Origin of the sequence: Terribacillus sp. 7520-G (assembly GCF_002271665.1) — a bacterium.
Taxonomy (GTDB): Bacteria; Bacillota; Bacilli; order Bacillales; family Amphibacillaceae; genus Terribacillus.
The window spans coordinates 64,220-88,417 of the sequence record NZ_NQFP01000035.1 but is presented as its reverse complement, the minus strand read 5'-3'; the positions used below and the strand labels follow the sequence as shown (position 1 = coordinate 88,417).

Annotated in this window: 25 protein-coding genes; 8 read left to right on the top strand and 17 right to left on the bottom strand. The window is 46.7% G+C overall.

Annotation, left to right across the window (positions count from 1 at the left end; genetic code table 11):
• Positions 1-9: 9 nt before the first annotated feature.
• From hemY to CHH53_RS12750, 4 genes are all read right to left on the bottom strand, one after another.
• Entirely contained in the window at positions 10-1,431 is a 1,422-nt protein-coding gene (hemY, locus tag CHH53_RS12765) for a protoporphyrinogen oxidase (protein ID WP_095216523.1), read from the bottom strand.
• Positions 1,424-2,371, bottom strand: a complete 948-nt coding sequence (gene hemH / locus CHH53_RS12760; RefSeq protein ID WP_095216522.1) for a ferrochelatase — start codon at positions 2,369-2,371, stop codon at positions 1,424-1,426. The genes hemY and hemH overlap by 8 nt, the downstream gene beginning before the upstream one ends.
• Positions 2,372-2,386: 15 nt before the next feature.
• Positions 2,387-3,436, bottom strand: a complete 1,050-nt coding sequence (gene hemE, locus CHH53_RS12755; protein ID WP_095216521.1) for a uroporphyrinogen decarboxylase — start codon at positions 3,434-3,436, stop codon at positions 2,387-2,389.
• A gap of 124 nt (positions 3,437-3,560) precedes the next feature.
• The gene (locus tag CHH53_RS12750) at positions 3,561-5,738 is read right to left on the bottom strand and encodes a transglycosylase domain-containing protein (protein ID WP_095216520.1); all 2,178 of its coding nucleotides are present in this window, start codon (positions 5,736-5,738) and stop codon (positions 3,561-3,563) included.
• 167 nt (positions 5,739-5,905) lie between these two features.
• Here CHH53_RS12750 and CHH53_RS17845 point away from each other — a divergent pair, with 167 nt between their 5' ends.
• Entirely contained in the window at positions 5,906-6,403 is a 498-nt protein-coding gene (locus CHH53_RS17845; protein ID WP_095216519.1) for an antibiotic biosynthesis monooxygenase family protein, read from the top strand.
• Between the two features lie 45 nt (positions 6,404-6,448).
• Here the strand turns inward: CHH53_RS17845 and CHH53_RS12740 are convergent, their stop codons facing one another.
• Positions 6,449-7,105 carry a phosphatase PAP2 family protein gene (locus tag CHH53_RS12740; RefSeq protein ID WP_095216518.1) on the bottom strand — a complete coding sequence of 219 codons (657 nt, stop codon included), beginning with the start codon at positions 7,103-7,105 and terminating at the stop codon, positions 6,449-6,451.
• A 97-nt stretch (positions 7,106-7,202) separates the two neighbouring features.
• Between CHH53_RS12740 and CHH53_RS12735 the strand changes: the two genes are divergently transcribed.
• Both CHH53_RS12735 and CHH53_RS12730 read left to right on the top strand, forming a co-directional pair.
• Positions 7,203-7,664: a ferritin-like domain-containing protein gene (locus tag CHH53_RS12735; RefSeq protein WP_095216517.1), complete on the top strand. Its 462-nt coding sequence runs from the start codon at positions 7,203-7,205 to the stop codon at positions 7,662-7,664.
• Positions 7,665-7,791: 127 nt separating this feature from the next.
• The gene (locus CHH53_RS12730) at positions 7,792-8,955 is read left to right on the top strand and encodes a M20 metallopeptidase family protein (protein ID WP_095216516.1); all 1,164 of its coding nucleotides are present in this window, start codon (positions 7,792-7,794) and stop codon (positions 8,953-8,955) included.
• Positions 8,956-8,991: 36 nt separating this feature from the next.
• On the opposite strand, the gene CHH53_RS12725 is transcribed toward CHH53_RS12730, so the two are convergent.
• From CHH53_RS12725 to CHH53_RS12715, 3 genes are read right to left on the bottom strand one after another with little or no spacing between them, the layout of a single operon-like run.
• The gene (locus tag CHH53_RS12725) at positions 8,992-9,705 is read right to left on the bottom strand and encodes an EcsC family protein (protein ID WP_095216515.1); all 714 of its coding nucleotides are present in this window, start codon (positions 9,703-9,705) and stop codon (positions 8,992-8,994) included.
• Between the two features lie 11 nt (positions 9,706-9,716).
• Positions 9,717-10,931, bottom strand: a complete 1,215-nt coding sequence (locus CHH53_RS12720) for an ABC transporter permease (protein ID WP_095216514.1) — start codon at positions 10,929-10,931, stop codon at positions 9,717-9,719.
• Positions 10,924-11,670 (bottom strand): ABC transporter ATP-binding protein, encoded by a 747-nt coding sequence (locus CHH53_RS12715; RefSeq protein ID WP_095216513.1) that lies wholly within the window; start codon positions 11,668-11,670, stop codon positions 10,924-10,926. The genes CHH53_RS12720 and CHH53_RS12715 overlap by 8 nt, the downstream gene beginning before the upstream one ends.
• 446 nt (positions 11,671-12,116) lie before the next feature.
• Between CHH53_RS12715 and CHH53_RS12710 the strand changes: the two genes are divergently transcribed.
• Positions 12,117-12,542 (top strand): HIT family protein, encoded by a 426-nt coding sequence (locus CHH53_RS12710; RefSeq protein WP_095216512.1) that lies wholly within the window; start codon positions 12,117-12,119, stop codon positions 12,540-12,542.
• A gap of 69 nt (positions 12,543-12,611) precedes the next feature.
• A complete protein-coding gene (locus CHH53_RS12705; RefSeq protein ID WP_340082279.1) occupies positions 12,612-12,986 on the top strand; it encodes a YtxH domain-containing protein in 375 nt (124 codons plus the stop codon).
• A 92-nt stretch (positions 12,987-13,078) separates the two neighbouring features.
• On the opposite strand, the gene CHH53_RS12700 is transcribed toward CHH53_RS12705, so the two are convergent.
• The 3 genes from CHH53_RS12700 to CHH53_RS12690 are packed head-to-tail and all read right to left on the bottom strand — an operon-like array spanning position 13,079 to position 16,064.
• Positions 13,079-13,966, bottom strand: coding sequence for a glycine betaine ABC transporter substrate-binding protein (locus CHH53_RS12700; RefSeq protein ID WP_095216510.1), 888 nt, complete (start codon positions 13,964-13,966; stop codon positions 13,079-13,081).
• Between the two features lie 54 nt (positions 13,967-14,020).
• Entirely contained in the window at positions 14,021-14,875 is an 855-nt protein-coding gene (locus CHH53_RS12695) for an ABC transporter permease (protein ID WP_095216509.1), read from the bottom strand.
• Complete coding sequence (locus CHH53_RS12690) at positions 14,868-16,064, bottom strand: quaternary amine ABC transporter ATP-binding protein (protein WP_095216527.1); 1,197 nt, start codon at positions 16,062-16,064, stop codon at positions 14,868-14,870. Before CHH53_RS12690 ends, CHH53_RS12695 begins: the two co-directional genes overlap by 8 nt.
• Before the next feature lie 292 nt (positions 16,065-16,356).
• On the opposite strand from CHH53_RS12690, the gene CHH53_RS12685 reads away from it, so the two are divergent.
• The gene (locus CHH53_RS12685) at positions 16,357-16,824 is read left to right on the top strand and encodes a GbsR/MarR family transcriptional regulator (protein WP_095216508.1); all 468 of its coding nucleotides are present in this window, start codon (positions 16,357-16,359) and stop codon (positions 16,822-16,824) included.
• Positions 16,825-16,910: 86 nt separating this feature from the next.
• Here CHH53_RS12685 and CHH53_RS12680 read toward each other — a convergent pair whose 3' ends face one another.
• From CHH53_RS12680 to CHH53_RS12665, 4 genes are all read right to left on the bottom strand, one after another.
• Positions 16,911-17,801 (bottom strand): glycine betaine ABC transporter substrate-binding protein, encoded by an 891-nt coding sequence (locus CHH53_RS12680; protein WP_095216507.1) that lies wholly within the window; start codon positions 17,799-17,801, stop codon positions 16,911-16,913.
• 56 nt (positions 17,802-17,857) lie between these two features.
• A complete protein-coding gene (locus CHH53_RS12675; protein WP_095216506.1) occupies positions 17,858-18,712 on the bottom strand; it encodes an ABC transporter permease in 855 nt (284 codons plus the stop codon).
• A complete protein-coding gene (locus CHH53_RS12670) occupies positions 18,705-19,901 on the bottom strand; it encodes a quaternary amine ABC transporter ATP-binding protein (protein WP_095216505.1) in 1,197 nt (398 codons plus the stop codon). The genes CHH53_RS12675 and CHH53_RS12670 overlap by 8 nt, the downstream gene beginning before the upstream one ends.
• 623 nt (positions 19,902-20,524) lie before the next feature.
• On the bottom strand, positions 20,525-20,872 hold the full coding sequence (locus CHH53_RS12665; protein WP_095216504.1) for a DUF1878 family protein: 348 nt from the start codon (positions 20,870-20,872) through the stop codon (positions 20,525-20,527).
• 174 nt (positions 20,873-21,046) lie between these two features.
• Between CHH53_RS12665 and CHH53_RS12660 the strand changes: the two genes are divergently transcribed.
• Both CHH53_RS12660 and CHH53_RS12655 read left to right on the top strand, forming a co-directional pair.
• Positions 21,047-21,583, top strand: a complete 537-nt coding sequence (locus CHH53_RS12660) for a DUF3267 domain-containing protein (RefSeq protein WP_158221562.1) — start codon at positions 21,047-21,049, stop codon at positions 21,581-21,583.
• 154 nt (positions 21,584-21,737) lie between these two features.
• Entirely contained in the window at positions 21,738-22,616 is an 879-nt protein-coding gene (locus tag CHH53_RS12655) for a peptidylprolyl isomerase (protein ID WP_095216502.1), read from the top strand.
• 37 nt (positions 22,617-22,653) lie between these two features.
• On the opposite strand, the gene CHH53_RS12650 is transcribed toward CHH53_RS12655, so the two are convergent.
• Both CHH53_RS12650 and CHH53_RS12645 read right to left on the bottom strand, forming a co-directional pair.
• Positions 22,654-22,836, bottom strand: coding sequence for a sporulation YhaL family protein (locus CHH53_RS12650; protein ID WP_095216501.1), 183 nt, complete (start codon positions 22,834-22,836; stop codon positions 22,654-22,656).
• A gap of 64 nt (positions 22,837-22,900) precedes the next feature.
• Positions 22,901-24,166 (bottom strand): MDR family MFS transporter, encoded by a 1,266-nt coding sequence (locus tag CHH53_RS12645; protein ID WP_095216500.1) that lies wholly within the window; start codon positions 24,164-24,166, stop codon positions 22,901-22,903.
• Between the last annotated feature and the right edge of the window lie 32 nt (positions 24,167-24,198).

Genomic DNA, 24,198 nt, shown 5'->3' with positions numbered 1-24,198 from the left:
GCTTCTCCCTCAGGAGAAGCTTTTTTCACGCAAGTAAGCCAGTACGTTCTGTACAGCTTCCTCACCGCTGTCGATACAATCGGGAATACCGATTCCATCGTAGGACCCTCCTGCCAGGAATATGCCCGGCAAGTGGATTTTCATGTTGGCACGCACATCGGCAACTCGCTTCAGATGACCGACAACGTATTGCGGCATCGCTTTTTTCCAGCGGCTGACAACGGAAAAGAGCGGCTTGCTTTTTATTTTCATGATCTTGTTCAAATCCTTCAAGGCAATTTGGACGATTTCCTCATCCGATAAGTCCACCACTCCACTGTCATCGGGTCTGCCGACGTAGCAGCGAAGCATAACTTTGCCATCCGGTGTGGTACCTTCCCACTTTTTATGCGTCCATGTACAAGCAGTGATCCGATATTTACTGTTACGGGAGATAACGAAGCCCGTACCGTCGATATCCTTCTTGATTGCCGATGCATCGAATGTCATTGCTACCGTGGCAACGGATGTCGCCTTCATTTCCCTCAGCTGTTCCATGAAATCATACTGGCTCAGCATGCGCTGGACAGCAAAGAAAGGAGACGCAAGGACGGCGGCATCTGCACGATATACCTCGCCGTTACCGAGCAGCAGATGATAATGATCGTCTTTGCGCTCAATATGATCCACACTTGTTTCCAGTTGGACGGTTCCTGGATCAAGCTGCTTTTCCAGCCCGTCCACCAAGGATTGCAGTCCATTCTTCAAGGAAAGGAATGCACCTGGCGGCTTCACATTTTTCTTCTGTTTCGGAGGCTTCGGCATCGTGGCCTGCAGTCCTTTGATCACACTTCCGTACTGCTGCTCCACTTCATAGAACTTCGGATATGTCGCCATCAGGCTCAATTCATCGATATCGCCGGCATATACACCAGATAATAGGGGCTCGAGCACATTTTCCACCAGCTCATCGCCAAATCGGCGACGGAAGAATAAGCCCATGGATTGATCCTGTGCTTCTTTTCCTTTCGGCAGCATCGGTTCCACACTGATACGTGCTTTCGCCTTTGTTGACAAAAGGCGTGACTGATAGAAAGGTTTCAATTCCGTCGGCACACCCATGAAAGCACGTTTCGGCATTTTATGCAGTTTCTTGCCTGCCAATATAAAGGATTGACCTGTATTGTTCCGGACAAGATCCTTCTCCATGCCGATATCATGAATCAAGCGCGATGCTGATTCCTTACGTGCTAAAAAGGAATCCGGACCGCGTTCGATCATGAATCCATCTTTTTTCAGCGTCTCGATCTTCCCGCCAAGGCGGCTGGAAGCTTCAAACAGCTTTACCTCATAGTCCAGACGATAGGCGCGTATCTGCTTTTGCAGGTAATATGCAGTCGTCAGGCCGGCAATGCCGCCCCCGACGATTGCAATCTGTTTTTTCTCAGCCATGTCGCTCAACTCGTGCCTGCTGATCCAAAACCACCTTTGCCAATGTATCGATGAACTGCTGATCTGTATTCGGCATTGCCGGACGGTAGTATTTTGCACCTAATTCGTCACACACGACCTTACATTCGTAGTCATTATCATAGAGTACTTCCAAATGATCCGCGATGAATCCAACTGGAGCATAGACGAAGGAACGGTAGCCTTTTTTCTCGTAAAGCTCGCGTGTAAGATCCTGTACATCCGGCCCAAGCCACGGATCAGGCGTGTTCCCTTCACTCTGCCAGCCAAGCTCGACATTCTTGATGCCAGTCTGCTCCTGGATCAACTCAGCTGTACGCTTCAACTGATCTGGGTATGGATCGCCATGCTGAAGGATTTTTTCCGGAAGGCTGTGAGCAGATACGATCAATGCTGCTTTTTCACGTTCTTCCTTGTCCATGCCAGCGAAAATTTCGGAAATCTTATCTGACCAGTGTTTGATGAATCCCGGCTCATCATACCAGCTTTCCACGGACGTAATCTGAAGGTTGCCAGCTTCGGCAGCTGCTTTTTGGGCACGCTCGTTATAGGATTTGACACTGAATGTACTGTAATGTGGTGCCAATACGAGGGAAATGGCTTCTGTGATACCATCCTTCGCCATTGCAGCAACACCGTCTTCGATCCAAGGCTCGATATGCTTCAGGCCAAGATAAGCTTTGAATTCGATGGCATCCTGCGCTTTGTTCAGCGCTGTTTCAAGTGCAGCAGCTTGTTCCTGCGTGATACGGGCAAGCGGGGAAATACCGCCGATTGCTTTATAACGGCTTGTCAAATCCTCCAGCATCTCCGGTGTAGGCTTATGTCCATGCCGGATATCCGTATAATAACGCTCGATATCTTCTTCTTTATATGGCGTGCCATACGCCATTACCAGTAAACCAACTTTTTTCTTTGTCATGTCTTACACCTCGGGTTAAAGAATAGAATTTTGTTTTGCGGAATACGAATGGATGAAGGTAGTCAGCTTCTTCAGCACACTTGGCTGTATTTCCGGCGTCACGCCGTGGCCAAGGTTGAATACATGCGGACCAGCCTCCCGGCCTTGATCCAGGATCGATTTTGTCCGCTCCTCCAGCACCTTCCAGTCACTTGTCAGGAACGCTGGATCGAGATTGCCTTGAAGTGTCTTCGTAATGCCCTTCTCTCTTGCTTCCCGAATGGATAGTCTCCAGTCCAAACCAATGACATCCACCGGCAGATCATTCCATTCCAATATCAAATGGCTTGCCCCCACACCGAATAAGATGAGCGGGACATTGGTTTCACGCAATTCACTGAAAATGCGCTCCATTGTCGGCTTGATATACGTGCGGTAATCCGCAGCATTCAGCGCACCTACCCAGGAATCGAAAATTTGGATGGCAGACGCCCCCGCCTTCACTTGTGCTTTCGCATACGTGATGGATACTTCGGCAAGTTTGTCCATCAATGCGAACCATGCAGCAGGGTCACTATACATAAGCGATTTCGTTTTATGATAATTCCTTGACGGTCCGCCTTCGATCATGTAGCTCGCCAATGTAAACGGCGCACCGGAAAAACCGATTAACGGTACTTCCAGCTGTTCTTCTGTCAGGAGCTTGATCGTATCCAGGATATAAGGTATATCCCGCTCTGGATCCAAAGTGCCAAGCCTCTCCACATCCTGGACGCTGCGGATGGGGTTGGCGATCACCGGTCCGATTCCTGACTTGATATCGACATCCACACCGATTCCAGGCAGTGGCGTCATAATATCCTTATATAGGATTGCAGCATCGACATCGTACTGCTCGACCGGCAGTCTCGTCACATAAGCTGCAAGCTCCGGCTGATGCGTGATCTCAAACAAGGAGTATTTCTCTTTCAGCTCGCGGTATTCTTTCTGCGATCTCCCTGCCTGGCGCATATACCATACCGGCGTGTAATCCGTTGCTTCCCCGCGGAAAGCACGCAGCATTGTATCATTTTTGATCTTAGGCATAATCCTTCTCCTTCGTCTCCTCATTATCCGTTTCCAACTATACGAAATTTCATTGGCGTTTGCATACATTTGGCTCATAAAAATCGCTATTTTTTGTCGATTTGTGTCAGAGTCGTGAAATTTGTCAGAATCCGAAACCAGAAAGGACTGTATGGTTGGATTCTGCGCCGCTTTCATCCGTCAGCGGATTGAATGGAACCACATAGTAGGAAGTGTCTTTCAGCGGATTGACTTTATCCACTGTGAAGGATCCCTTCCCTTGTACTTCCCCGATTTTCTCTGCGCCATCGTCCGTTTCTTTATAAATATGATAGACGATCCGCTTGTCATCGCTCGCCGTCCACGTCAAATCGGCATTGACTAGTCTCAAACCTCCGAAACCATAGGAAATCGATGCATCCGTGATTGTCGGCAATTCAACCGGACCGCCGATATCCTCCGCATTCTCCGGCTTTTCAAAGCTTGATGACATCGTCCGGTATTGGGAAACTTGACGCAAGATCGATTTCGTGAGTGCTGTCGGCATCGAGCTGCCGCTCTCCAAATAGTTTTCTTTTGTCGAATTGTCGTATCCCATCCAGCTCACAGCGACATATTCAGGGGTATAACCGGCAAACCATGCGTCTTTATCAGCACCATCCACTAGCGGATGCTGTGTCGTACCCGTTTTGCCAGCCAACGCTCCATAATAGGTCCCTGCAGTTCCAGTACCGCCCGTGATGACTCCTTGCAGCATGCGAGTCATATCCCAGGCCGTCTGTTCGGAAAATACATCCTCCGTCTGTGGATCTGCTTCGAAGGCTGCTTCCCCGTTCCGGTCATAAATCACGTTGATGGACTGGGATTCGACCCACTGCCCCTCATGGGCAAACGTGCGGAAACCTTCTGCTATTTGCAGCGGTGTCAAACCTTTCTCCAAACCGCCAAGGGCGATGGACAGACCTTTATCCGGCAGATCGATATGCATCTTTTCCAAGTATGACTTGCTCGTATTGATACCGATCTGATCGAGCAGCCAAACAGCCGTCGTATTCTTCGATTCCTGCAGGGCTTCATACATCGTGATATCGCCCTCGTACTGATCATCATAGTTGGAAACCGTGTAATCCCCCTCATATGTTTCCTTCTCATCAGGTAGCTCACTGTACGCATTATAGTCTCCCGTATCCAGTGCCGGCCCGTAAACAGCGAGCGGCTTCATCACAGATCCGGGCTGCCTGGGCACCGTCACCCTGTTCATGTCCCCATACTTGAAATCACGCGCCCCCACAGCCGCGACGATTTTGCCGGAGTTCTGATCAAGCATGACAAAAGCCCCCTCGACGCCCTCTGTCGAGCCATCGAAATACGTATCATCCTTCATTGTCTCGTAAGCCGTACGCTGGATATCTTCATCCACGTTCACTACGATCCGGTAACCTCCGGTGCGCAGGTCCTCCAAAGATAAATCATATTTCTCCTGCGCTTCTTCTGCCACCAGATCGATATAGCTCTCGATCCAAGGACGCTCCTGTTCCTCTTCAGGCTCCGTCACGCCAAGGTCCTCCGCTTGTGCGGCGTCTTTTTCTTCCTTCGTGATATAGCCCTGCTCCTCCATCTCATCCAGCACCAAATTTCGTCTTTCCTTTGCCAGATCCGGATTATTATTCGGCGAGTACGTATTGGGCGCTTTGGACAATGCGGCCAGCATCGCACTCTCTGAAAGAGTCAAATCGCTTGCGCTCTTGTTGAAGTAATAGTTGGCAGCTGACTCGATGCCATAAAGACCGTGCGCGAAATAAATTTCATTCAGATAGTATTCCAGGATCTGATTCTTCGTGTAATGCTTCTCCAAGTAGATGGCAGCCATCGCTTCCTTCGCTTTTCGAGTGAAAGTCTTATCATTCTTGAAGAAAAGATTCTTCGCTGTCTGCTGCGTTATCGTGCTTCCGCCTTCCACTTTGCTCATCGCCAGGATATCGCGGTACAGCGCTCTGGCAGTCGCCCGCAAGTCGATACCATGATGGCTGTAAAAACGGGCATCCTCAATGGAAACAAAAGCATTTTTAACATGCTCGGATATTTCATCGAATTTGACAGGCTTCCGGTTTTCTTCATAAAACTGTGCAATCATTTCCCCGTCTTGGTTTTCGACAGTCGAAGCAGCCTTCAGTGTCAAATCATCTTTATCGATAACGAGTCTTCCCCCGAAAAACAAGAGGATATAGACAGCAGTCAAACCTGCCAATATGACACCTGCCCCGAAAAGATAAAAAGTCTTTCGGCGCATACGCAGGTGCTGCTTATGTTCTGATCGTTTCATAACGTTCGTTTCACCTCTTACGTATCCCCATGTTCATTCTATAATCCTTATTATACGACAAAAAATGCCATTTACCCATCTTTCCTGCCGTTTGGGGTCCTGGCTTGCATTGCGTATCATGGAATTGCTACACTGACTCTAACATAATGCCGGGAGGTTGAATACAAATGATTGCATACTTCACCAATGGTACAACAGAATTCCTTCGTCAGCTGAAGAAAAAAGAGCAAGCGAAAATCTGGGTGTTCGAAGGTCCGGAGGGCGCTCTTGCCTATACAGAGGAACCAAATGCAGCAAAATTCACAGCACCTCGTACATATGAACAGGTAACAGGCACAGGTGATATCCCTGACGAAGGGTACATCGCGATTAACAACATCCCTGTCACAGAGGAGGGACGCCCTATATTTGAGGATGTCTTCAAGCGCAGGGCAGGCAAAATCGATCAAACGCCTGGTTTTAAGGCGCTCCGAGTGTTGAGACCTCGATCAGGCAACACATATCTTGTACTGACGGCTTGGGAAGGCAAACAGCACTTTGAAGATTGGAAGAAGTCCGAAGCATTCCAGCATGCCCATAAAAAAGATGCCGATCAGCCGAAGCGGCCGCCATTCAGCGCAGGTCCGGCTTACGTCACCACCTATTTTATCGACAATGAAGAATGACAAGAGCCTGTCCATGCGGTTGGACAGGCTCTTGTCTTTGCCTATTCAATATGAACGAGCTTTTTCCCGTCTTCCAAGCTTATGCTGCAGCCACTTATATAACAAAATCCAAATCAATAAAAAGACCATTCCATAAGCAAAACCAGCCAGCACATCGGTCAAGTAATGGACACGAAGGACATATCGGCTGAAACCGATCAGCAATACGATCAAAGCTGCCAGGAAAGCAGCGATATACCGCTGGCTGTTCTTAAGAAAATGCCACAGGAAATACAGGATGATGCCATATGTGATGAGAGATACCATCGAATGGCCCGAAGGAAAGCTGAAACCCTCCCCATCCACCAATGCCAGTATAATTGGACGTTCCCGCTCCACAAGCCCTTTAATTAGAAAATTGAATTGATAGCCTATGGCTGTCGCCGTAAACACGACACCTGCACCGATCAAATCCCGTTTTTTCAAGGCTAAGAAAAGACCGAATAAAAATGCAAGGACGGTCAAAACAGTACTGGAACCAAACTCTGTGACCCAGCGAAAGAAATCATACCAAATCGTATCCTGCAAGGATCGAGCAAACGGTGCCGTCCACCGGTCCAGCAGCGGATCCGGATGAAAAGCGACATCGAGCGTCAATGCAGCAGCTATGATGATGGAAATCGTAAATAGCAGTATATATTTTCTTCTGTGTGGCAGCTCCATCTTTTCACCTCTGAATGATTTTACTACGATGATGGTTTAGAAAACAAATGCACGGGGAATATACTCTACAGATAGCCAATCAGAAAGGATGATAAACATGGCAGACAACGTAAGGAAAATCAAAGAGGATTCCCAATTACAAGAATTGATCGATGGCTTGAATGTAGACTTGGCGAACGAATACGCAGCTTCCATCATGTATACTACATACAGCGCGGCTGTTTCAGGTCTATATCGCACGGTATTGAAACCATTCTTCGAGGATGAGATTTCGGATGAAATCGGCCACGCAAAATACCTGGCGGATAAAATCGTCACTCTGGGCGGTACCCCTACCACTGTTCCGGCAGAAGTACCGTATCACACAGATGTAACAAAAATGCTGACAGAAGCCCGTGATGCGGAACAGGCTACAATCGAGCGGTACGAAAAACGCAAACAGCAGGCTGAAGATCTCAATATGACGGAGCTTGTCACAAAGCTGGAGGATTTGATTGCCGATGAAACAAACCATCGTGACGAACTGAACCGCCTTTTGAATGACTCCCGTCTATCCTGATAAACGAAACCCATAATCTGATGGTTATGGGTTTCGTCATGTCTTTTTTCTGAATAAAACAATAATTATTATTAAAAAATGTGCTATACTGGTCTTATTTCACACAAATGAAGGAGGCTGGTGCAGCATGCTAACAGAATTATTCAGCAAAATCGATGAATTGTATGAGGATATGGTTGCTACAAGAAGATACCTTCATCAGCATCCAGAGCTGTCCTTTAAAGAAGAAAAGACAGCTGCCTATATCGCGGATACATACGAAAAGCTTGGCATCCCTTATAAAAAAAATGTCGGAGGAAATGGTGTAGTCGCCACTTTGAAAGGTGGTAAGCCAGGTAAAAAGATTGCACTGCGGGCAGATTTCGATGCTTTGCCGATTCAGGAAGAAAACGAGGTTCCTTATAAATCGACAGTTCCCAATGTGATGCACGCTTGCGGGCACGATGGACATACGGCCACTTTGCTGGGCATCGCCAAAGCAGCAAAAGCTCTGCAGGATGAATTACCGGGCACACTCGTATTCGTCCACCAGCACGCAGAAGAATATGCCCCAGGCGGTGCTAAATCCATCATTGAAACTGGTATTTTAGATGATGTCGATGCTGTATTCGGAACACATCTATGGTCCAACACTCCGCTGGGCACGATCGAAACCGCGGATAAAGAATTCATGGCCGGAGCGGACCGCTTCGAGATCGAGATCATCGGTAAAGGCGGACATGGCGCTCAGCCGCATCAAACCAAAGATGCTGTCTTGATTGGTTCTCAAGTAGTGACAGCACTGCAGCAAATCATCAGCCGCCGCTTGGATCCACTGCATACAGCTGTCATCACGATCGGTACGTTCGAGGCTGGGGCCGCCTTTAATGTCATTGCCGATTCAGCGAAGCTGACTGGTACCGTGCGCACTTTTGACACGGCTGTTCAAAAACAGATCAAAGCGGAAATTGAAAATGTGCTGAAAGGTATAACAACAGCTAATGGCGCAAGCTATAAGTATGAGTATATCGAAGGATATCCGCCCGTGATCAATCATCCGGCCCAAGCACAGCTGGTTCTGGATGCTTCCAAGGAAGTGGCAGAAGTCCGGGAAGCCAACAAAGTACTGCCAACTATGACAGGCGAGGATTTCGCTTATTATTTGCATAACAAGCCAGGAGCATTCTTCTTCACAGGAGCCAAGAAAGAAGATCATTACTATCCGCATCATCATCCGAAATTCGATTTCGATGAACGTGCAATGGTCATCGCTGCCAAAACATTGCTCAGCACATGTATGGCATACCAATAAACAATAAAAGATCAGCGCGGACTTCGCGCTGATCTTTTATTTTAGCATGCGGATCCGGTAAGCATGCATTGCCGCAGTACCTAGCTGTTCAAGAAACTTGCCATTTATGATGGCACCGACAAAGGCTCCGACACCTGGCAGAAGCTGGACCATTTTGATTAAATCGATATAATCCCGGTATTCCTGCTGCAGCACACGCCAATTGACGTCTTCGATGGCCCCGCTTACGTCATTCCAATGACGGATTTCTTCCCAAAGCTTCACCCTTGTTTCACCGCTTGAGAAAGTGGCGCTGAATATTTGCAGCAGAAATACCCTTTCGCTGAATCCCGTCACATCGAAGCCATAAATCCTGCCTATATCGAATAAACATTTCATCTTGATGCTGAGCAGGAGCGGGAAATCGGCCATGCCTAAAAGGATGCCTCCGGCCCCAGTGCCTGCTCCTTCCAATCTCGCTGTCGTTTTGTAACGATTGATCACTTTCCGGACTTCTTTTTCCCTTTGTTCAAAACTCCACTTCTCTTCAACCTGAATTGGATAGATATAGTTGGAGGATGTCAGGCTGAGCTCGATCATTTGGCGGATTGCAGCCGTGATTGCGCTATGCACCGTCGCTGGGATCTTATCGGTGATCGAATCCTGGGCACCCTTGGAAAATCGCTGAAACCTGCCGCTGCGCCGCTGCAGGGAATGATAATAGAACATTGCTTCCTTCAGTTTTCTTTCCTTATAATGATCTTCCCCCATCCGACTCCCTCCTATTTCAACCGTTTTGGCACATACATCCGGACAAATCCAAGTCCAAATGCCACGCCGGCCGCAAGCGCCAAACCGAACCCAAGCACATCGGCACGGAGCAGGAATACCAGGCTAAGCAATACCGCCTGTATGACTGCCAATTGCTGCAAAAGAGCTAATAAAGCACGTTTCCGGGTAGCATCCGGTACCGGATAAAGATCCATCCAGGCTATGGTCCGATGATGCTTCCACAAACCGATGAGCTGGAACCCGGTTAAATAAAGGAATAACAAAGCAAACGCCAGCTGCACCCAAAGATTGGGAATGAAGTAAATGATGACCCCGGCAAGGACCGTCAGCCGCAGGAACAGTCCGAAGTAGTCCCCTCCCCTGACGAAAGTGACCCGGAACAGATAATCATACGTATGTGTCTGCTCGAAAGGAACACGCCCCGTAAAAAGATTGACGACAAATTGACGCTTATGGACTTTTGTCTTCAAATGCGGAACATCGGCAAATTGGTTCGCAATTCGGTAAAACGCCTGCATACGGGCCTGATCTTTTTCAATCAGCAAGTCCCAGGCCAGCCCGCCTTGCTTTCTGCTGATGCTATAGTCTGCGATGAGCAGTACAACAAATAGAACTGTCAAAACGGCAGCAGCCAGCAAATCTCCGCGTAAAAAGAGCCAAAAGCATCCGATATTCAAAACCACACGCAGCGCCTGTTCCATTCTTCTTATATTGACATTCCGGACTTTCAGCATCCACCAATTCATATGTAGATTCCATAGCTTAAATACAAGCAGGACGACAAATACAAGGAGATAGGATACAAAGCCTTCCCCAAGTCCAGCCGCAAAAAACAAAGGCGCCAGCACCGCTGCAGCCAGGATGAGCATGTAGAGCTGGGTGAAGAAGCTATAGCCGATCGTCAACTTGAAATAACGATGCAGCTTTGACTCAAGCGGAAGCAGGAACACGATATCCGCTTCCTTCAATAACGTTCGAACCGGGCTGTAGCTCGCCAAAAGACCAAATACGGCACCAATCAAAAGCGGTGCAGGAAAATCCGGAGCCAATGTTTCAAGCCACTGCTGATAATAATAAGCAAGCCCCGAAAGCAGGAAGAGCATGGCTATCATAAGATGCTGATTGAATATATAACGCAGATAACGGTTCATTTCCTTCATATGCTCGGAAAGCCGCTGCTTGAAAAATGTCTCCGCATTAAACATGGCTGTCTTCTTCCTTCGTCAGTTGGACATACAAATCATCCAGCGTCGCATCCCGCATACCGAATTCATTGCGCAGCTCCTCCATCGTACCAGCCGCCCGCAGCTTTCCGTCATGCAGGATGACGATACGATCGCAGTAACGTTCCGCAGTGGCCAGGATATGCGTGGACATCAATACGCCAGCCCCATTCTCCTTGGCTTGATTCATCAGCTGCAGGTATGACTGAATGCCGAGCGGATCAAGCCCGACGAATGGTTCATCCACAATATATAGATTTGGTTCGACCAGGAATGAACACATGATCATCACTTTTTGACGCATCCCCTTTGAAAAATGGACCGGGAACATCTTCAGCTTCTTTTCAAGCCTGAATTCTTTCAGCAAAGGCGGAAGCCGTTTATCAAAATCCTCCTGCGACAGATCATAAGCCTGTGCAGTCAAACGCAAGTGATCATATAACGTCAATTCATCATACAGCACCGGCATTTCCGGAATGTACGAAAAATTGCTCCGATATGTCTCAGGTGAAGCGGCAAACGTGCTCCCATTGATTTGGATACTGCCGCCCTTGGGCTGCATGAGTCCGATGATATGCTTGATTGTCGTACTCTTTCCAGCTCCGTTAAGGCCGATGAGGCCGACAATTTCCCCTGCATCGACTTTAAAAGATATATCATGCAGGACATTTTTATGTGTATATCCGCCTGTAAGTGAATCTATATGTAATAAAGGCTGCATTATCCGTTCCCCTTTCTTAAGGCACTCTCCTGCTAAAAGTTTACCAAAGCCCGCCGTATTTGCCAAAATAAAACGGTTATAACCTCCATCAGGCTTGCACATACTAATTTCGAAGCAAAGAAGCTGCCAAGAGGGTTTCCTTTCAAGCAGGACCCATTCATTTGAAAATGAGGTGTTGGCAGGAGATACAAACCGCTACGTCCGAAAGTAAGCTGATTTACAACCTGTAAGCAAGCTGAAAGTGTACTGGCGCAAACTCCGTAAGCCGCTGTACAGTTCGAAATGGTTTTACTCTTGGCAGCCTTGCTTCAGAGGCAGACACTCCCAAAACGCGAAGAATTCCAACATTCCGGCCGTTACGGGATGTCTGCCTATTTCATTCGACATACTTTACAAGCATGTCCATTCCTTTATACAATATGTATACATATTAAAGGAGTGATCGTATGCACGAAAAGGATTGTATCTTCTGTAAAATCGCAGCTGGCGAACTGCCTTCGGCAAAAGTCTATGAAGATGACCAAGTACTTGCTTTTATGGATATCGGCCAAGTGACGAAGGGACATACCCTCATCATTCCGAAGACACATACGAAGAATATATACGAAACACCGCCCGAAGTGGCCCAGGAAGTATTCGCGCGTGTACCCCGGGTGGCGAATGCGATCAAAGATGCTTTTCAGCCAGCTGGATTGAACATTTTGAGCAACACAGAAGCTGCAGCAGGACAGACTGTCTTCCATCTGCATGTGCATTTGATCCCTAGGTATGGAAAAGAGGATGGCTTCCACGCCACTTTCGAGCAGCATGACAGTGTTGCCAGTGAGCACCTTGCTGAATTGGCGGAAGCAATCAGCAGTAAAATCAAGTAAGCGCATCCCAATAGGTTTCACTGCTACATAAGACGAGAAAATAGTATAATGAAGTAGGAAGGAGTGATAATGATGGCTAATGGCAAATCAATCGCTTTAGGTATACTCGTAGGCAGCACGGTCAGCGCTGCAATCACTTTGCTTACAGCACCATCTTCCGGCAAGGAACTGCGCGCAGACGCAAAACAGCGCACTGACGAATGGAAGGTCACATTCAACAATCTAAAAAATGAAGGAACACAGCTGAAAGAACAAATCGCCAGAACGTCCAAAGAAGGCGCTGCTATGTTCAAGGAACTATCAGCTGAAGTCAAGACTTCCATCGAAAGCTGGAAACGCACAGTTGAACCGCATCAGAAAAATATCCAGAAAAGCTTGTCTCAAATCGAGAAAACCTTGAAGGAACTGGAAGAAAAAGCGAATCAGAAAAACAGTGATGCATGAAAAATGCTCTCCGTGATGGAGAGCATTTTTTCATTGACCGTAAATCAAAAGAGCCCTTTCTTTAAAAGAAAGGGCCTCTTATGACAGCCATCTTATTTCGCTTCCAAATCCTCAATGGAATTTGCATCTACGTACTCAGGTACAACCAAGCCTGTTTTCGCACCTTCCAAGTTAGGCCCTAAGTCAACAACCTTGTCTTTGTATTGTTCATACAAATCGCCATGTGTAGTCGGAAGCCAAGCCGCTACCATGGCATCCGCTTCTCCATTGGCAACTGATTGCCACATAACTGCATTATCAAGCGGCGTAATCTTTGTCTTGTATCCCAAGTCATCCAGCACAACCTTCATAACATTCGTGGAAGCGACCTCGGAATCCCACTCGACATAAGTCAGGCTTACTTCCTGACCATTGCCTTTCTCGGCTCCTTTAGTCCACTCAGCTACTTTATCTTGATGCTCATCCACCCAGTTGCGTGCTGCATCTGCAGGGTCTGTGCCTTCGCTCACTTCCAGCATGACTTCTCCCATATCATCTGTCGTCCAATTGAATTGATCAAGCACTTTGTTCGCACCAGGGACATCGTCGGCAAATCCTTGGCGAGTCATTGTATTGATTGTTTCTTCACTTCCGAATGAACCTTTTGGATCTTCCAGATACTTCAGGTCATATTTACTGAACATCCAATGCGGTGTCCAGCCTGTAATGATGATCGGCTCTTCATCCTTGATAGCTTCACCTAAGGTTGTAGCCATAGCACCGCTGGAGGATGGCTGCAATGTCCAGCCGTCCAACTGATCATAATCTTCGATTGCTTTTTCTGTCGCACTCATGACACCCGCACCGGCTTCAATCCCGGTGATCGTGTAATCCACTTGCTCACTGAAGCTGTCAGAGCTGGAGCTGTCATTCCCGCATCCTGCTGCTACCAATGTCAACGCCAGTCCAGCTGCCACACCTAATGTTTTCCACTTTTTCATGAAATCGAACTCCCCTTCTATTTATTGAAAGCGCCCATTTCGGGCTGCATTCATTTAGTTGGTTTTATCTTTGTAAATATTTTGGGTAAAACGGTCAATGATGATTGCAAGCACAACAATGCTCAGACCAGCAACGAATCCCGGGCCGACCTGTGCTCGCTGCAAGGAAGACAATACTTCACGGCCAAGACCGGGAGCACCGATCATGGATGCGATGACGACCATGGAGAGCGCCAGCATGACTGTTTGGTTGATACCTGCCATTATGGTGTATTTTGCCATTGGCAATTCCACTTTGAATAGCTTCTGTGCCCCAGTGGAGCCAAAGGCATCTGCAGCTTCCACCAGCTCATCGGACACTTGGCGAATGCCAAGATTGGTAAAACGTACAGTAGGCGGAGTCGCAAAAATCAAGGATGCAAAAATACCTGGCACAACACCGATACTGAAGAATGCCACTGCCGGAATCAAATAAACGAAGGCTGGCATTGTCTGCATAAAGTCTAGAATAGGCGTGATGATGGATTGTGCAATTTTACTTTTAGACATCAGAATACCGATAGGAACACCGATGATGATACACAAAATACTGGAAGTCAGCACCAGTGTGAACGTATCAATCAGCTGGTCCCACAATCCTTGGTTCCAAATGAACAATAGACCGACGATACTGAATACCGCCAAACCGAATTTCTTTCCTGTCATGAAGAAGGCTAATAGGGCAACCAGCAAAATAAAAATGACAGGCGGAATAGCATCGAGACCTGATGTGATCATGTCCATCAAATCGCCTAAACCATCCTTTATCGGATCGAACAGGAACGCGAATGTATCGGTCAGCCAATCGACGAAATCAGATGTCCAATCTGCGACTGGCAGTGCTTCTACGTTTTCCATGAAATCAAGCATGTTCGTTCACCTCACCCTCACCAGCAAGCGCGCCGATAACCGCACCCCTGACGATAATTCCCAATAGCTTTCCGTTTTCCGTAACGGCCAATGGAACCGGCGAATCATGGATGACCGCGAACAAGTCATGCAGCGGTGTATCCTTCTCTACTGTCGGTACATCCCGCTGAACGATTTCTGATAAGTTTTTCACTTCATTCTTTCTCGCTTCATTCGCCGCATCTGCAGTTATGATACCTTGCAGTACACGTTTGCCATCGACAACCAGGATACTGGACAGACCAGCTTCCCGCATGCGTTCCAATGCCACCCGAGGTCCATGCTTATCTATGCTGACTGTTTCTGGCCGTTTCATGATCTGCTGAGCAGTAAGTACTTTTGCTCGATCGACATCCTCTACGAATTTCTCGACATAACTATTCGCCGGATTCATGAGGATTTCCTCAGGAGTGCCAATCTGGACGATATGCCCATCTTTCATCAAAGCGATGCGGTCACCGATTCGCAGTGCTTCGTCCAAATCATGCGTGATGAACAGGATGGTCTTCTTCATCGTTTCCTGCAAGTCCAATAATTCATCCTGCATATCTTTCCGGATCAGCGGATCGAGCGCTGAAAAAGCTTCATCCATCAGCATGACTTCGGGATCATTGGCAAGGGCTCTTGCCAATCCGACACGCTGCTGCATACCACCGGACAATTGCCCTGGATATTGATCCAGATAACTGCCCAAGCCAACAAGCTCCAGGGATTCCTTCGCTTTCTTGGTTCTTTCCTCTTTGCTGATTCCTTGTACTTCCAGTCCATATTCCGCGTTCTGCAGAATCGTCCTGTTCGGGAACAAACCAAATCGCTGGAAAACCATGCTCAGTTTTTCCCGGCGTACCCGGCGAAGTTCCTTTTTATCCATTTTTGCCAGGTTTTCTCCATCGATATAAACATCACCCGTTGTTGGTTCAATCAGACGGTTGATCAGACGCACCAATGTGGATTTACCACTTCCAGAGAGACCCATGATAACAAAGATCTCACCTGCTTCCACTTCGAATGATGCACGATTGACACCAACTGTGCTTCCTGTTTCTTTAAGTATCTCTTCTTTTGTCTTGCCTGCTTCCGCCAATTCCAGCGCAGACTTGATATTCTTCCCAAACACCTTGGATAGATTTTCCACTTTGATGATCGGCACCATATTCACCTCTTTTTTTCCGTAACATGATTGTCATCATCGAGATAACATCCTGTAACATTGTTTCGACTCAATTCATGTTAAACAAAAAGTTCATCCAACACAAACCTGATAAAATGTTGTTTCAGTACCTAAAGTTCGTACAGAATATACTGTACATAATTTAGCCCCTCTTTTACTCCTTTTTCCTTACAAATGCTCCCGAATGCTGTGCCATCCAGCAGTTCCTTTCATTCCTCGTTTCATGTAAGCTTGATACAAACGCATAGATAAAGGGGAGGTAGAGACTATAGTGAACGAAGGGATTTCATCATACGAAGCGCTTATAGTCGAATTGACAAGGACAGGGGAAATGTTCCGTTTGTCCGCAACAGAAGCTCGGCTGCTCGCCGTGTTATATGTAGAGAAACATGCACTCACCCTGGATCAAATGGCAAAATCAATCGGAAAAAGCAAAACTGCTGTAAATATAGCAATCCGCAATTTATCCCATCTGGAGCTTGTTGATCGTGTGTGGGTGAAAGGATCAAGAAAAGATTTTTATACAAATGTCAATTCCGTATATAAAAAGCTGATGACGCTGCAAGTCAAGCAATGGCATGCGCAGACAAACCGGCAGGTCGAGGTCATCGAACACTTGAAACAGACCATTCCAAAAGATGATCCGGAATGGAAGACTATGCAGGAGAAACTGAGCAGCAGTCGGCAATTCCACGAAGAAGCAACAGCCATCCTCAAAAAATTAACCGCTATTAGCTGATACTAATAGCGGTTTGACATCATTGTTTTCCTCTCCGAATTGCTTTGATCCATAAGAAAAACCCCTTCCCGCAGGAAGAGGCTTTCTCATTTATCTTTAGGTTCCAGATCTTCAATGGAATCTGCATCAACATAGCTTGGTACGACCAAACCTGTCCTTGCACCTTCCAGACTGGCGCCCAGATCGACAACTTGGTCTTTATATTGCTCATACAGATCACCATGCGTCGTCGGCAGCCATGCTGATGCTGTTGCATCCGCTTCACCTTGCGCGACAGCCTGCCACATGATGGCATTATCAAGTGGTGTGATTTTTGTTTTATATCCAAGATCATCAAGGACGACCTTCAAGACATTCGTAGACGCGACCTCAGAATCCCATTCCACATAAACAAGGCTGACTTCCTGCCCATTGCCTTTTTCGGCACCCTTTGTCCATTCAGCGACTTGGTCTGCATGCTCATCGACCCACGCCCGGGCTGCCTCGGCTGGTTCAGCTCCCTTATTTATTTCAAGCATGACTTCCTCCATATCCTCTACTTCCCAATTAAACTGGTCAAGGACTTTATTCGCACCTGGCACATCATCTGCGAAACCTTGACGAGTGAGCGTATGGAGGGATTCAGCTTCGCCATAGGAGTTTTTCGGGTCATCCAAGTACTTGAGGTCGTATTTGGCAAACATCCAATGCGGGGTCCATCCTGTAATGACGATCGGCTCTTTATCCTCGATTGCATCTTCCAAGGCAATCGCCATTACGCCGCTTGAAGACGGCGTGATGGTCCAGCCATCAAGCTGATAGTCCTTAAATGCTTTTTCCGTCGCTTTCATGACCCCGGCACCGGCTTCGATACCTGTAACCGAGTAATCCACTTGTTCACTAAGGCTGTCTGAGCTGGAGCTGCCATTGCTGCAGCCCGCAGCCATGAGTGACAATGCCAGACCAGCTGCAGCACCCATTGTTTTCCACTTTTTCATGTAACCAAACTCTCCTTTTCCGCATGATACGGAAAGCCTGTTACAGGCTTCATCCATTACTTGGATTTATCTTTATAAATGTTTTGTGTAAAACGATCAATTATGATTGCCAGTACAAAGATACAGAGGCCGGCCACGAAACCTGGACCTACTTGTGCCCGCTGCAAGGAAGCCAATACTTCACGGCCAAGACCAGGTGCACCGATCATGGAAGCAATGACGACCATTGACAGAGCCAGCATGACCGTTTGATTGACACCAGCCATGATTGTGTATTTCGCCATTGGCAATTCCACTTTGAAGAGCTTCTGTGCCCCTGTCGAGCCAAAAGCATCCGCCGCTTCCACCAACTCATCGGATACTTGGCGAATACCGAGATTCGTAAAGCGGACTGTTGGAGGCGTCGCAAAGATCAGCGAGGCAAAGATACCAGGGACAACACCGATGCTGAAGAAAGCAACTGCCGGAATCAAATAAACAAAGGCTGGCATTGTTTGCATAAAGTCCAAAATCGGAGTGATGATCGCTTCGGCAATCTTACTTTTGGCCATCAGGATACCAATCGGAATACCGACAATGATACAAATGATACTAGCTATCAGCACGAGCGTGAATGTCTCGATCAATCGATCCCAAAGTCCCTGATTCCAAATAAATAGCAATCCGATAATGCTGAATACCGCCAACCCGAATTTCTTTCCTGTCATGAAAAAGGCCAATATAGCGATCAATAAAATGAAAATGACAGGAGGTATGGCAGTCAAACCTTGTGTGATGATGCTCATGAAGCTATCCAGTCCGTCCTTGATCGGATCGAACAAGAAAGCAAATGTTTTCGTCAGCCAGTCGACAAAATCAGTCATCCAATCCCCAACTGGTATAGCTTTTACGTTTTCCATGAAATCAAGCATGTTCGTTCACCTCACCCTCACCAGCAAGCGCGCCGATCACCGCACCCCTGACGATTATTCCCAATAACTTTCCGTTTTCCGTAACGGCCAACGGAACCGGTGAATCATGGATGACAGCGAACAAGTCATGGAGCGGCGTATCCTTCTCAACTGTCGGTACATCACGCTGTATGATCTCCGATAAATTTTTCACGTCATTTTTCCGGGCTTCGTTCGCTGCGTCGGCCGTGATGATACCTTGCAGGGTTCTCTTACCATCCACGACAAAGATACTGGACAGACCAGCTTCCCTCATCCGTTCCAACGCAACACGCGGGCCATGCTTCTCTATGTTGACAGTCTCCGGACGTTTCATGATCTGCTGTGCAGTAAGTACTTTTGCTCGATCGACATCCTCAACGAATTTCTCGACAAACTTATTCGCCGGATTCATAAGGATTTCTTCTGGTGTACCGATCTGAACGATATTCCCGTCTTTCATCAAAGCGATACGGTCACCAATGCGGAGCGCTTCGTCCAAATCATGTGTGATGAACAGGATGGTTTTCTTCATCGTTTCCTGCAAATCCAATAATTCATCCTGCATATCTTTCCGGATCAGTGGATCAAGAGCTGAAAAAGCTTCATCCATCAGCAGCACCTCAGGATCATTCGCCAGTGCACGGGCAAGCCCCACACGCTGCTGCATACCGCCGGACAATTGCCCCGGATATTGATCCAGATAGCTTCCCAGACCGACAAGCTCCAGGGATTCCTTCGCCTTCTTCGATCTTTCCTGTTTGCTGATTCCCTGTACTTCCAGTCCGTATTCCGTATTCTGCAGAATCGTCCTGTTGGGGAATAATCCGAATCGCTGGAATACCATGCTCAGCTTTTCCCGACGTACCCGGCGAAGCTCCTTCTTATCCATTTTCGCTAAGTTTTCTCCGTCAATATAAATGTTACCAGTCGTCGGCTCAATCAGGCGGTTGATCAAACGCACCAGCGTGGATTTACCACTTCCCGAAAGACCCATGATAACAAAAATTTCCCCTGCTTCCACTTCAAATGATGCACGATTGACACCAACTGTGCTTCCTGTTTCTTTTAAGATCTCTTCCTTTGTCTTACCAGCTTCCGCTAATTTCAGCGCATTCTTGATGTTTTTCCCAAACACCTTAGAAAGATTTTCCACTTTGATGATCGGCACAGTATCCACCTCTTTTCCAAATAATCTTCTGTCACCCGTCTTCGATAATCAGGATTTTTCCCTATCACGTTGTTTCGACCTTATTAATACTAAACATAATCAGCAAACATATCAAACGAAATGAATCGTTGTATCTGAATATATAGTACGTACAGAATATACTGTACAATGTATACGACCCTATTACTCCTATTTCCTTCAGAATACTCCTGAATGCTATGTGATGTAGTATTTCGGTGATGCAGCTGAAGCTATATTATATGTAGAAAACCGTCCAATCACTCTGGATCTAATGGTAATATTGCTCGGAAAAGCAAGACACCTGTCCATATAGACATTCGCAATCTTGCTCACCAGGACCTTGCGGAACGCGTTTGGATAAAGGGAGAGAGGAAGGACTTCTTTTCGAGTGTCAGTCCAGCATATGAAAAGTTGACGATATTGCATATGCAGCATTGGATGATCAGGCCAAACGTCAAGTCGAGACCTTCCAGTACATCGAGCAGGCCATTACTGACAGTCATCCTAAAATTCCTGTATCATTCAAAAATCGTTATCCGGCAGCCTTGGCTTTTTTAAGGCAGACAGCTGGGATCCTCAAAAAAAACCGCTATCAGCTGGAGCTAATAGCGGTTTTTCATATCCAATAATATCAATTCGTTCACCAGATCTTTGTATGTATCATCCTGCTTTTCTTCACGAAGTGCCAGCAGTACATCCCAATAATAAAGCTTCTCGGGCAGCATCCCGACGAATTCCAGGAGCAGGGATGTGTAATCGAGCAATCCTTCCTCCTTCTGCTCCTTGTATAATCGATTAAGCCGCTGGAGCATTTCCAAGACACTAGCATATTCCTCCTCATTTATATCCCGTTCAATGAGGAGCTTACGGAAAGGATATTTATCCAACACTCCTGTCTCTGCAATTAACTGCAGATGAAAAGACAGCGTACTCTTTTTTTCTTCCTCCATAAAAACGCTTCCTTTGTCTCTCAAAATGGCCGTTTCACGTAAACGGATCTTGTTCTTATATTTTAAAGTAAAATTTCCAGGAAAGCTATTGATTTTCCCGATCAAACGTACTAATATCTCTTAAGTGAAGAAAAGCTCACCCTAAATTCATGCCTACAGAAGGGAGCCATGGCCATGAATTGCTGGAGAAGTGTCGATGTGAAGAAAGATCTCGGTGCCAATCGGATTAATCTAATCTCGACGATGATCGGAATACTGGTGTTCATCATTTTATATCCGATGCTGACGCTGATCCATCCAAAAATAAAAATCGACGAAACAGATTTATTGCTATCATTGATTTCCATATACCTGCTTCCTTTTATCCATAGCATCACACATTTGATTCCTTTTTGGATATCCGGGAAGCGCTGTGAATATAAACTGCGTTGGATCGGACAATTCATCCCGATCATGCAATTCAGGGTCAGGACCGAAACAAGCAGGGGCATTCCGTTCCTTTCCTTGCTCATGCCGACCGTCTGGATTACATTGCCTTTGCTGATTGCAGCCATTTTCATGGATGTGATGCCTATCTATTACATCCTGATTGTCAGTGTCAATGCAGGAATGACCTTCTCGGATGGCTTTTACCTATGCAATTTACTGCAGGCACCGCGCAAATGTATCATTGCAGGGACAGATAAAAGCTATGATATACTGGTTAAATGACGCTCCGCCTTTCGGAGCGTTTTTACATATGGAAAAACTGTGGAATTACAATTATTGATTGTCTTTTCCCTATTATTATATGATATATTGTCTAAAGGGAAACGGTGGAAATGCCGCCATACAAATTTCAAGTGGATTAGGAGTGTTTGTTTTTATGAAGAAATTGGCTATCGCTGCAGTATTCGCGACAAGCGTTGTCGCACTTTCAGCATGTGGTTCCGGTGAGACAGTGGTAGAATCAAAAGCTGGGGATATTTCCAAAGAAGATTATTATCAGGAACTAAGTGATAAATACGGAGCACAAGTGCTGCAGACAATGGTTCTGGAAAAGGCCCTTGACGATAAATATGATGTAGATAAAGAACAGATCGACGATCAAGTGAAAAAAATGAAAGACCAATATGGGGATTCATTTGAATCTGTACTGCAGCAAGCTGGCTATGCAGATGAAGACGATTTCCGTGAAGCTGTGAAAACAAGCCTTCTTCAACAAAAAGCGATTGCAGATGGAGTCGATGTTTCCGATGATGAAATCAAAACTCGCTATGAACATATGAAGACAGATTTGAATGCAAGTCATATCTTGGTTGCCGACGAAGATACAGCGAAAGAAGTTAAACAGAAGCTGGATGACGGGGAAGATTGGGACAAGCTCGTGGAAGAATATTCCACAGACACTGCAACGGTAGAAAATAAAGGCTCCTTGGATTGGTTCACTGCGGGTACTATGGATTCCGCCTTTGAGGATGCTGCTTACAAATTGAAAAAAGGTGAAATCAGCGATCCTGTAGAAACTAGCTACGGCTGGCATATCATCCGTCTGGATGATACCCGTGATACAGAACAAGAAGTCGGTTCCCTTGATGAAGAACGCGACCAAATCAAGACTGAGCTGGCCATCCAGAAAGTAGACTCCGCTAAACAGCAGGAAAAAATCAATAAAATCCTGAAGGATGCAGACTTTGATATCAAGATCGACCAATACAAGGATTTGGTCGATGATATGACTTCCACATCAACTACTTCCGGCTGATCATAAAAAAGACCGAAACAATTGTTTCGGTCTTTTTTCATTGTTTTTTATCTGCACGTCTGGCTCTTTCTTCCTCGATGCGCTCCATGTACACATTTCCTTCCCGCTCGATGAACTGCTGCTCCGCCTGATAATCATGCCTCTGCGTCCGGAATGCCATGAAGCCGCTGCCGATCATGCAGAGGAAAGCAAGCATGACCCACAATGGAATATCCGGCATTGTAATACCCCCTTGTCCTTGTTGTGTAATATCTATGCCGATGGACAAGGATTCATGACACGGATCAGGAGGCTTGACGCTGTTCTTTATGATAGCGCTTGAACATCATATTATAAACGAAGGCACTTACCAGAGCCAACAGAGCAAGGATGGTGAATGCGAACTGATAGCTTACATAACTGACGACAACCAGACTTAACGGTGCAAGCAGCTTTCCTAATGTGAAGCGCAGACTTGCAGCAGAAAAGTATTGCCCCCTGCTCTCTTCCGTTGCCAATGATGCGACGAAACTTTCCTGTAAACCGACTACCATAAGCTCCCCTATCGTAAAAAGGATGATTGCCACTACAAAGATCCAGAAGCTTTCCGTCAATCCGTACAAAAGAATACCTGCCGCATAGGCAATGCTGGAGCCCACGAATACACGGGCAATTCGGAATTTCGTGACAAACTTGGTCGTAAATACGGTAAATAGGGCAACCAATAACCCATTCAGCGCCAGAATAAGTGAGAATGCTTGTTTGCCATCCACTTCGATACGGAAATCCCCGAGTGCAAATACAGTCTGATTCGTGATGACTTCGCTCGTGTATACAGCAATCAGGATATCCAGCTGCATGAATGTTTGGGCAACCAATACACCGGCAACGATGAAGAGCAGGAATGTACGGTCTTGAGCGATGATCCTATACGTCTGCATCTCTTTCCAGACAGCTTTATACCATGTTGCATGATCAGCTTTTGCTTGTCTTTTATCCGGTACTGTTTCCCTGATGAAGATTTGCATGATGATGAACAATACAGCTGTAAGCATAAAGCCTGCCAGCAGCATTTGGAAACGGTATGAGTAAAATAACACGGTGCCGATCAGCGGGCCCACCACAACGGCGATATTCACACTAGTGTAAAAAACGGCGAAAACAGAAGCCCGATGTTTCTCCTGGACCACATCGGCTACCATTGCGTGTGATGCCGGCCAATACAGCGCACTCCAAATACCGAGGAAACTGAATGCAAGGAAGGTCAGGGCTGATGAAGTCAGCCATGGTGAGTTCGCGGACGCGAACACCAGGAAGGTGATGGATTGCCCTGCAACTGCAATGCTCATCATCCTTCTCCTCCCAAAACGGTCAGCGCAATATCCCCCTACCAGACTTGCCAGGACGGAAAGGGCTTGGGATAGCATAAGCAGCCAGCCAGCCCTGTCCTTTCCGAAAGCATCCTGGAAGAAAATCGTCATGAACGGGAAGTAAGCCCAAAAAAGGAAGTTCATCATCGCTTCCCCAAGCAGACGGATTTTTAGATTCCGATCCCAATCCTTCCATTTCATATACTTCCCTCTATTCTATTGTTTTCTCTCTT